We start from the raw sequence: 9,776 nt of genomic DNA on the forward strand, positions 1-9,776 counted from the left end.
GCCGTCCAGATCGACATAGCCGCCCCTGGGGCCGTATTGCTGGATGGCGTGGCCAGGCGTGCCCTGGGCCTGGTAGCCGACGAACAGCACGTCATGCCTGGGGTCGTGCAGCATGGCCTTCAGGTAGTTGACGATGCGCCCGCCCGAGCACATGCCGTTGCCGGCGATGACGATGGCGGGCCGTGCGCTCTGGGTGAGGTGGTTGACCACGGCGATATGGTCGGCGTGGCTGTCGATCTTGATCAGGTTGTCGAAGGCCAACGGGTTGCGACCGGCTTCGACGCGCTCGCGGGCCTCCTGGTTCCAGTAGGGTTTCAGGCTGCGGTAGACCTCGGTGAAGCGGCTGGCCAGGGGCGAGTCGAGGATGATCGGGAGCTTGGGCCAGTTGGTTGGTGACACAGCCTCACCGGTAGCATGGGGGCCGTTCGCGAGCGAGCTCGCTCCTACAGTGGGCGGTGCAAGGCCGGCGAGTTTGGTGTGGATGATTTCTTCCAGCTCGTAGAGCAGTTCCTGGGTGCGGCCGATGCTGAAGGCCGGGATCAGGACGGTGCCCTGGTCTTGCAGGGCATGTTCGATTACCGCTTCGAGGCGTTGGCGGCGGCTCGCGCGTTCCTCGTGCAGGCGGTCGCCGTAGGTGCTTTCCAGCACCAGGATATCGGCGCGCTCGGGCGGTTCGGGTGGCATCAGCAAGGGTGCATGGGGGGCGCCCAGGTCACCGGAAAAAACGATGCGCTTGTTGTCGCCAGTGGCCGGGTACGTCAGGTCGATTTCCACATAGGCCGAACCGAGGATGTGGCCGGCACGCTGCAGGCGGATGCGGGCGGTCAGCGCGTCGGTTTCGACAAGGGTGAACCACTGTTTGTAGGGCAAGGGAAGCAGGCGCTGTTCGACCAGCTTGATATAGCGCTCCACGTCTTTCTGGTCACGGCTGAAGCCCAGTTTGAAGGCATCTTCGAGGACGATGGGCAGCAATCTGGCCGAGGGCTCGCTGCAGAGAATAGGCCCCTTGAAGCCGGCGGCGAGCAGGAAGGGAATCCGCCCTACGTGGTCGATATGCACGTGGGTTGCCACCAGGGCCTTGACGCTAGCCAGCGAGAATTCGATGGCCGAGCGGGCAGCCCCGGAGCGGCCATCGGCCGAAGCCTCGTTGCCCTGGAACAGGCCGCAGTCGATCAGCAGGCTGTTGGCCGCATCCATATGAAGTTGGTGGCAGGAACCCGTGACGCCATCCTGGGCGCCGTGATGTTCGATATGTGGGAAGTGCATGGTCAGTCCTTTACCGATGGCACAGGTGTATCGTGCAACCGCAAGCGGCGTATTGCACGGGTGTGACGGGCCGGCTCGACGGTCGGTCAGGCATCTTCTGGCGCGGCTGCTTCGGGCTTCGCGACCAGGGTGCGGAAATCCAGGCATGGCAGCAGGAAGGGGCCGTACTTGTGCCTTGCGCTGAGGGCGAGCAATTGCTCACGCAGCGCGCCCAGCAGGACCGAAGCACCATTGACCACGACCAGGCGTTTGCGTGCTTCGAGGGGCCCCTCGTCCTCGATCTCGAAGATGCCTTCCATCTCTGCGGCGAAGCTATAGGGGAACGGGCTGCCCTCTTCCGGTTCGCATTGCACCGAGAGGATCACCGCGAACTGGGTCGGATCATCCTCGTCGGCTGGCTCGGCCAGGGTGACGTCATGCTTGAGTTCCGTTCCGGCGAAGGACGGATAGGGTTCGCTGCCGGCCAGTCGCTCGATATCGAAATCGGGCCGCGCCGTAAGGGCCAGATGGCTGAAATGGTAATGCTTCACTTGTAGCGGCGAGCGCTTCATGGCCATTCCCGCGTTCAATGCTGCGCGGCACTGGGCAGCGCTGTGTATCTGGTGCCGCCGGTAATGCCACTGAAGGTCTGGGCATTTTTCCAGCTGCGGCGGTTGAGCTGCCGGGCCGTGTCCAGCAGTGCCTTGGTCTGCACCACGTGCTGCGTTGCCAGCTGGTGCAGTTGGCCTACGTCGCAGAGCAGATCACGGTATTCCCAGGGCTGCGCGGGCCGTTGCTGTTCGGGCCTGCGCAAGACGACGTCGAAATCCAGGCCCAGCGCATTGGTGATCTGGTGAATGGTGCGAATGGTCAGGTTGCTGCCACTGCCCAGCACGCGGCTGATCCTGCTGGGCTTCCAGCCGAGTGTCTCTGCCAGTTGGGCGCGCGACAGGCCAGACTCGGCCACAGCGCGGGAAAGGTCGACGGCTATGTCCTGTGCCTTGATGTCGAAGCGAAACTCGTCGTCGTTCCAGGCTTCGGCGCACAGTTGGGCAAAGGGTGATTCCTGATGTTCCATGGCATGGACCTCTGAATAAGGCTTCACGTAGCAGACGCTGTGAACGGTGCAAGCGTGCCTGCCGCCTCGGCATCGATGAAGCACTTGGCTTCGGTTTCGAGGGCGGTTTTCTGCTGTTTGGACAACTTATCCTCGCGCTTCGCGAAGGCCTGGGTAAGGAAGATGATCTTGCCTTCGCCGTAGTAGAAAGCCAGGCGTATATCGCCCTGCCAGATTCGCCATATCGTCCTTTCCTTTCCCTGGTAGTTGAAGCGGTGAGCTTCATGGCATTGCTTCTTGTCGTAGAAGCTCGTCAGCGGATGCCCGCTGGCTGCCACCTGGATCAGCTTGCGCAAGGCCGCCAGCGACGCCTTTTGGTCCCGTTTGTCGGGCATTGCCAGAATCTGGCGGAATACTTCACATGCGGCTTCGTCCGGCTCATCGCACCGCGCAAAAATCGACCAGGCTCCCGCTTGAGCCACAGGCTCCGGCAGCGGCATTTTCAAGGCCCTGAAATCGATCTTGAGTAGATGGATCGCCATGTTAACTTTTAAGTGAACAGTCAACAAGGCCAGCGGAGCATGAGTCGTCGGCCTGCGGTGCAGGTTGTCGAAAGTTATGCCTGAGCAGGTTGTTGCGAATAGACATACACCCGGTAGGAGCGGGCCATGCCCGCGAATATTCCCGCGTATGAAAGCTTCGCGGGCATGGCCCGCTCCTACGGACGTTCAAAACATCTCGACACTTCGAGCAACACGAAATTGGAACAGAGCCTTGTCGAACGGACGACAGGCTATATACCTGGCGCCCATCCGAACCGGCAAGCGACCATGGCCGGCAACGAGCCGAGATAGGGCAAAAGCTGAATGGCTGGTGCATTGTCAGTCCCTTAACGATGGCACACCGGAAAAATGAGCGAGCTACCGCAGCACGACTCTGCGTGCTGCTCTTAACAGGTATCAAACGAGACCAGTGTCATCCCAGGCATCACTGTCGGAAATCCGGCAAACGTCGCTCGCGCAGGCTGGGCCGGCACGTGGCCTGAGGAACAATGCGGCGAAGCCCTGCACGTCCATCTTCCCGCTCGCCCGGGCTGGCTTCGTTGCCGTCCCGCTGCCCGGCGCGCGTCGCTGCGCTCAACCTCGGCGGCGCCAGCCAACCTACGCGCTGTGCGCTCACTCCAGCCCTACGCGATGGACGATCATTGTCGCGGTCTCGTTGACCGGCCAATACTAGGCTTTTGAATGATGGCCTTGGGCCATATGACGTACGAGCGCGACGAACAAGCCCAGCATGCCGCCGAGGATCAGCGCCAGGGCGACGATCAGCGCTTTCTTCGGCTCGATCGGGGCAAGCGGCTCGACTGCCGCCTGGTCGACCGAAACGAGTTTCAGCGCACCGGTATCGAAAGCGATCGCACGCAGCTTCGCCGCCTCTTCGCGCCAGCCGGCGAGGCCCTCGAGGAACAGGTCCTCGTTTTCGCGGCTGTTGAGCACTTCGATTTCACGATTGGTTTCCAGCAGCTTCAATGCCTTGGCGATTTCGGCGATGCGCGGCTCGGTGAAATCGTCGGAGCGGCGCTGCATCAGGGCCGTGCGCTCGGCCTCCAGCGCCTCGCTACCCATGAAGTAGAGCGGAACCTGCTGGTTGTTGACCTCGGTGCGTATCAGGCTGCCCTGGATGACTTGCTCACTGGCGCCCAGCGTCGAAGGCGTGGTGGGCTTGCTGATACCCAGGGAGCTGGCGATCCGGATCGCCTCGTTGAGCTGGTTGATGCGGTTTTCCCGCCGAGTGCGCAGTTGCTGGCGCAGTGCATTGAGTTCGTCCTGCAGCTGTACGCGCTTGAGGTTGTCCGCCTCGGTCAGCTTGGCGATCTTCACCTCTTTGCTCGCTTCATAGTTGACGCGCGCGGCGTCCATCTGCCGCTCGAGCTGGCTGAGGCGGTTGCCGACGAGGATATCGAGATCCGCTTCGATACGCTGACGCACGGTATCCAGCGAGAAGTCCACGAACCGGTTGACCACCTCGACGCCCTTCACGTCTTCGGGATAGGTCAGTTGCAGGCCTACGAACGGCGTGGTGGAAACCGCCTGGGCATCCGGACGAAGCAGCTTGAAGGCCTTTTCGTTGAAGGCCTCGAATGTCTGCTCGATGCTGGCGCCCGGCCCGACCAGCGAGCCGAACAGGTCCTGGTTTTCACGGAAGAAGCGCAGGCGATTGTCGTAGGAATCCAGTTCGGCGGCGACCTGCTGGAGCGCGGCCTTCGGCGAAAGCTTGTAGATGCCGAGATGGTTCAATTCATCCAGGTCTTTGATGGCCGCCGGTCGCAATACCGTCTGGACGCTGTAATAGCGGGTTGCAAACGTTGCGTAGGCCAGGCCCAGCGCCATTGCGATACCGGTGATGGCGGCGATGAGGATTTTCTGCTTCCACAAGGCACGCGCCAGCTCGACGAGATCGATCTCGTCGGAGGTTCTGGCGGGTTGGAAAACTTCGGGCTGGCTGATTGCGTTCACGGCTGGTCCCTTCACATGCGGCGCAGATCGGGACGTAGTGCGACCGCAGCCTACATCCCGTGAAAAAAACGCGGGCATTTTGCCAGCTGGCACACAAAATCCAAAGCCAAAAAGGGGAAAACAGGACAAACAGCCGCAGCAGACTGGAACTTTCTGCAGGTCACGGTGTCGTTCCGCCTCGGCCGAGGCGGAGCCGATTCAAGGTCGGGCGGCCGGAGCGGATCGGGCGACCATCGCCCGGACCAGTGCGATGAAAATGGCGAGCATCGCTCCAAGCACCAAGCCAAGGGCGACGATCATTGCCTTCTTCGGCTTGATGGCGGTGCGCGGTTGCAGCGCCGGCTGGTCGAGGCGCACGAGGCGCAGGCGGTCGGTGTCGAGCTTGATGCCCTTCAGGCGCGCGGCCTCTTCACGCCAGTCGGCGAGATTCTTCAGGTACAGATCTTCTTGTTCGTCCTGCCGCTGGAGGAGTATTTCCACTTCGCGGTTGCGCTCCAGCAGCGCCAGCTCCGTCTGGATCTCAGCTACACGAGGCTCGGCGAAATCGTCCGAAGTGCGCGCCAGCAAGGTATCCCGCTCGGCTTTCAACGCGTCCGCTCCCAGAAAATACAAGGGCACCTGGCGATTGGTGATCTCGGTCCGGATGACCTGGCCGTCCTCATGACGCGCATCCGCCATCACCGAAGGGGTGGTCGGTGTCCGAATGCCCAGCGATTCGGCAATGGCGATGGCTTCGTCCAGCTCCTGGATGCGGTTTTGCCGCCGTATCTTGAGCTGATCACGCAGGGCCGCCAGTTCATCCCGCAGTTGAGCCTTCTTCAGGGCATCCTGCTCCTGCAGCATGGCGATCTGCGCCTCCTTGGCGGCGGAGTAGTTGGCGCGCCCTGCTTCCATCTTCATCTCCAGGCCGGCCAGGCGGTTGCCTTTCAGGCTGTCGAGATCTTCCGCGATTTCCTTGCGCTCCAGATCCAGTACGTAGCTGGCGAACCCGTTGACGATGGATGCACCATCGACGCCTTTCGGATAGGTCAGCGCGAGCCCGACATAGGCACTGCGGTTGTCGGTGCGCTTGGGGTCGGGATGCAGCATGGTGAAGGCTTCTTCATTGAAAGTCGCGAAGCTTTGTTCAACGGCATCCTCGCGAATGTCGAGGCCTTGGAACAGTTCACGATTCTGCAGGAAGAATTGAAGCCTGTTCTCGTATGACGACAGCCCGGAAGCAACCCGGGCCAGGGCCTCTTCGGGAGTAAGTTTGTATATGCCCGTCTCATTGAGCTGGTCGAGGCTGCTTTGCTCGACGGGGCGCAGGAAGGTCTGGGTCTTGTAATAAGGCGTTGCCAGGAACGCATACGCCGCAGCGATGAGCGTGACGAGCGCCGTGGTGCCAGCGATCAAGGCCTTTTGCCGCCATAGCGCCTTGAACAGCTCGACCAGATCGATCTCGTCGGAGGTATTGGATGGTTGTTGCAAAAGTCTCTCCCTCACGTCTTGCTTCCTATTGTCTATGCAGAGCAACGGGCGTTAGACAAGCGATCAGGAGGAGGTTCAACCTTATTAACGAAGTAATTTGCCTATATCGTGAGGCGGAGCATCAGGATTACACATTCTCGTCGTCTTCATTGACTCGATCCCGCAGCTCCTTCCCAGGCTTGAAGTGCGGTACGAACTTGCCATCGAGGCTGACGGACTGTCCGGTCTTGGGATTGCGGCCTACGCGGGGTGCGCGGTAGTGCAGGGAAAAACTGCCGAAGCCGCGGATTTCGATCCTCTCGCCGGTGGCCAAGGCCTGAGCCATTTGCTCGAGCATGGTCTTGATGGCCAGCTCGACATCCTTCGACGAAAGCAGCCCCTGCTGGGTGACGATGCGCTCGATCAACTCCGACTTGGTCATGGTTTTCCCTTCGTTTTCAAGCGGCTAGATCATTCGGGTTGCGGTTGTTTTTAGCACGTTGTTCAGAGTTTGAACAGTCGAAGGACTTTACCGGGAAGGATATTGTTGAGGGGTTCGCATGGATTTTCACGGATTGGGCTCGACACAACGCGCCGTGGATCGACTTTGTCCAGGCATGGGCTCGCCGCGCACGTGTTGGGCTTCGGCGCTTCGCGCCTCAACCGCAACCTACGGGCCATTGCACGAATGTTGGCTGGGTTGAGCCTGCGAAGCCCAACGCGCGGGGCATCAGGCGACGCATTCGTGAGATACGGGTTTCGGCATACAGGAGCCTGCCCTGGCTCCGCGCGCTGTTGGGCTTCGGCGCTGCGCGCCTCAACCGCAACCTACGCATCGCACGAACGTGGTTGGGTTGCATCTATGGAGACGTGACGTCTTGGAAATGGCAGGTGCCCCGCCGGGTCAGCGCCGCCGCAGGCGGTAGCTGCGCCTGGGCCACAGCAGGCGGGCCAGCGCCATTCCCAGCGCCTCCACCACCCAGGCCAGCGCCAGCGCGCAACCGATGCCCCAGGCGATGGCTTCCGGCGCCAGCAGTACCTGGAAGCGGTAGCTGCTCCACACCTGCGCCAGCAGGTTGCGCTCGGCACCGACCAGCACATGCCAGGCCCGTGCATACCAGGGCCGCTGCATCGCCTGCCATTCCCGTTCGAGCAGCGTTGCGCGGGCCACCAGCGCCCGCACGCTCTGGGCGTCGCTCTGGATGACCGGGTCGTCGCTGTTGCGGTAGTGCTCGACCAGCGCGTCCAGATCGCCCTCGAAGAAGCGCTGCGCGGTTTCCTGGAAGCCCTGCAGCCCCTGCTGCGCCTCCAGCCGGCGCGCCTCGACGTGCTGGGCATAGGCCTCGATGAAACCGGGCACCTGGATGCCGACCAGGAGGCCGAAGGCAAACAGCGTCAGCCGCAGGTAGCTTCTCAGCATTCGGATACCCGCCCCTGGGCCACGCATTCCCCCAGCCGCCACAGGCTCCATTGCCCGGGACCGTGGCAGGTCCATTGCTCGTTGTCGGTCAGCGGCTCGGTCGCCAGCACGGTGACCACGTCGTTCGGCGTCGTCTCCGCCTGGAAATCCACCGTGAGATCGGCATCCTTGAGTTGCGCCGGGCCGAAAGGCGCGCGACGGGTGATCTGCGCCAGCTTGCTGCTGCAGAAGCTGAAAAGCCATTCACCATTGCTCAGCAGGCAGTTGAACACGCCCTTGGCGCGATATTCCGCGCAGGCACCGAGCAGCACCGGCAGCAGCTGCTCGGCACGGGTCCGTTCGGGAAAGTCCAGGCGTATGCGATTGAGCAAATCGCAGAACGCCGCCTCGCTGTCGGTTTCGCCAACCGGCCGGTAAAAGCCCTGCGCCGGCCGGAAGTCGGCCAACTGGCCATTGTGGGCGAAGCACCAGTGCTGCCCCCAGAGCTCACGCACGAACGGATGGGTATTGACCAGCCCGACCTTGCCGACGTTGGCATGGCGGATATGGCCGATCACCACTTCGCTCTTGATGAGGTAGTGCTGGATCATCTTCGCCACTTCCGACTCGCAGCTGGCGACCGGGTCCTGGAACAGCCGCAGGCCGCGCCCTTCGTAGAAGGCGATGCCCCAGCCATCCTTGTGCGGCCCGGTCTTGCCGCCCCGCTGCATGAGGCCGGTGAAGCTGAACACGATATCGGTGGGAACGTTGGCGCTCATGCCAAGCAACTCGCACATGCGTCTCTCCCGGGAATTGTCAGGACGTTCGGTTACAACCGCGGTTCGGTCCGCAGACGACCACGCAACGGCGGATAGTCATCGTCCTGCTCGTCTTCGAGGCGTTCACGCAGCGTGCGCGGATCGTCCTGCTCGGCGGTCTCGGCCGCACGCCGCTTCAGCCGGCGCTCGATGGGCCAGCGGACGGCGACCAGTAGCAGATACAGCGCAAAGGCGATCAGCCCGTACAGGGCCAGGTCGGCAACCGCCCGCCACGCGTTGTTGCCCACTTGGAACAGCAGGTCCATCGCAGTAATGGCCACCGCCGGCGCGAACAGTTCCTGCGCCGGATCGACGATGGTGGGCGTCAGCAACAGCACGGCAGCCGCCAGGCGCAGCGGCTCGCGCAACCAGCGCCACATCCAGCGGGTCACCCGGAACCAGAACAGCAGGCAACCCAGCACCGCTATTCCGTAGAGGGCCCAGGCGAGCGAATAATCGGAGTCGAACATCAGCATGGTGGTTTCTCGATAACAGCCCGCTTCGACGGCTTGAACAGGTCGGAACTGCGCTGCGGCAGTGAAGGTCGCCATGATAGCAGCCCATGGGCGACCGCCGTCATCGATGGTGACAACAAGACACTGGCGAACCCCCGAGCAAGGTCGTATAACCCTCGCTAAACGAAGGGGTTATCCCAATATCGTCGGCAAAGGCCAGGCCACTGGCAACCGGCACCCAAGGAGGAGTCACCATGCCCTACCAACACATTCTGGCCGCCATAGACCTGACCGAGGAATGTCATCCGGTCGTGGCCCGCGCCCAGGCCCTGGCCAGCACCACGGGTGCCCGGCTCAGCCTGGTGCATATCATCGAACCCATGGCGATGGCATTCGGAGGCGATGTGCCGATGGACCTGTCGATGCTGCAACAACAGCAGTTCGACCAGGCCCGCGAGCGCATGGACGGCTTCGCCGACAGCTACCCGGGCCTCGCACCGGAACAGCGTCACCTGGCCTACGGCCAGCCGCGCCAGGAAGTCCATCGCCTGGCCAAGGAACAGGGCTGCGATCTGATCGTGGTCGGCAGCCACGGCCGTCACGGGCTGGCGCTGCTGCTCGGCTCCACGGCCAACGATATCCTCCACGGGGCGCCATGCGACGTGCTGGCGGTGCGCCTGAAGAAGCCCGAGTAGAAATCCCTTCAGGCTGCAGCCCTGGGCAGGCCTGCGGCCTGCAATCGCCGCGAGGGCGCGCCTCCCACAGAGTCCGCGGGGGTCCGCCGCTCTTGTGGGTTGGGTCAGGGCGCACAGCCTGAGGAGTGTAGGTTGGGTTGAG

11 protein-coding genes are annotated in these 9,776 nt (G+C 62.4%); 1 reads left to right on the plus strand and 10 read right to left on the minus strand.

Going from position 1 to position 9,776, the window contains the following annotated elements; all coding sequences use genetic code 11:
• The 10 genes from IN820_RS00540 to IN820_RS00585 all read right to left on the minus strand — a co-directional run.
• Positions 1 to 1,266 (minus strand): MBL fold metallo-hydrolase (locus tag IN820_RS00540; RefSeq protein WP_193679100.1); only part of this gene is annotated, 1,266 nt, incomplete at its 3' end.
• A gap of 86 nt (positions 1,267 to 1,352) precedes the next feature.
• On the minus strand, positions 1,353 to 1,817 hold the full coding sequence (locus tag IN820_RS00545) for a protein-export chaperone SecB (protein ID WP_193679101.1): 465 nt from the start codon (positions 1,815 to 1,817) through the stop codon (positions 1,353 to 1,355).
• A 14-nt stretch (positions 1,818 to 1,831) separates the two neighbouring features.
• Positions 1,832 to 2,323 (minus strand): helix-turn-helix domain-containing protein, encoded by a 492-nt coding sequence (locus tag IN820_RS00550; protein ID WP_193679102.1) that lies wholly within the window; start codon positions 2,321 to 2,323, stop codon positions 1,832 to 1,834.
• 23 nt (positions 2,324 to 2,346) lie between these two features.
• Complete coding sequence (locus tag IN820_RS00555; RefSeq protein ID WP_193679103.1) at positions 2,347 to 2,844, minus strand: hypothetical protein; 498 nt, start codon at positions 2,842 to 2,844, stop codon at positions 2,347 to 2,349.
• 690 nt (positions 2,845 to 3,534) lie between these two features.
• Entirely contained in the window at positions 3,535 to 4,818 is a 1,284-nt protein-coding gene (locus IN820_RS00560; protein WP_193679104.1) for a Wzz/FepE/Etk N-terminal domain-containing protein, read from the minus strand.
• Positions 4,819 to 5,016: 198 nt separating this feature from the next.
• Positions 5,017 to 6,288, minus strand: coding sequence for a Wzz/FepE/Etk N-terminal domain-containing protein (locus tag IN820_RS00565; RefSeq protein WP_235989035.1), 1,272 nt, complete (start codon positions 6,286 to 6,288; stop codon positions 5,017 to 5,019).
• A 127-nt stretch (positions 6,289 to 6,415) separates the two neighbouring features.
• Positions 6,416 to 6,709 carry an integration host factor subunit beta gene (gene ihfB, locus IN820_RS00570; protein ID WP_193679106.1) on the minus strand — a complete coding sequence of 98 codons (294 nt, stop codon included), beginning with the start codon at positions 6,707 to 6,709 and terminating at the stop codon, positions 6,416 to 6,418.
• A gap of 462 nt (positions 6,710 to 7,171) precedes the next feature.
• Positions 7,172 to 7,687, minus strand: coding sequence for a DUF2937 family protein (locus IN820_RS00575; RefSeq protein WP_193679107.1), 516 nt, complete (start codon positions 7,685 to 7,687; stop codon positions 7,172 to 7,174).
• Positions 7,681 to 8,463 (minus strand): class II glutamine amidotransferase, encoded by a 783-nt coding sequence (locus tag IN820_RS00580; protein WP_193679108.1) that lies wholly within the window; start codon positions 8,461 to 8,463, stop codon positions 7,681 to 7,683. The genes IN820_RS00575 and IN820_RS00580 overlap by 7 nt, the downstream gene beginning before the upstream one ends.
• Positions 8,464 to 8,495: 32 nt before the next feature.
• Entirely contained in the window at positions 8,496 to 8,960 is a 465-nt protein-coding gene (locus IN820_RS00585) for an MFS transporter (protein WP_193679234.1), read from the minus strand.
• 233 nt (positions 8,961 to 9,193) lie between these two features.
• On the opposite strand from IN820_RS00585, the gene IN820_RS00590 reads away from it, so the two are divergent.
• Complete coding sequence (locus tag IN820_RS00590; RefSeq protein WP_193679109.1) at positions 9,194 to 9,634, plus strand: universal stress protein; 441 nt, start codon at positions 9,194 to 9,196, stop codon at positions 9,632 to 9,634.
• Positions 9,635 to 9,776: the final 142 nt, after the last annotated feature.

The organism is Pseudomonas lopnurensis (genome assembly GCF_015070855.1).
Taxonomy (GTDB): Bacteria; Pseudomonadota; Gammaproteobacteria; order Pseudomonadales; family Pseudomonadaceae; genus Stutzerimonas; species Stutzerimonas lopnurensis.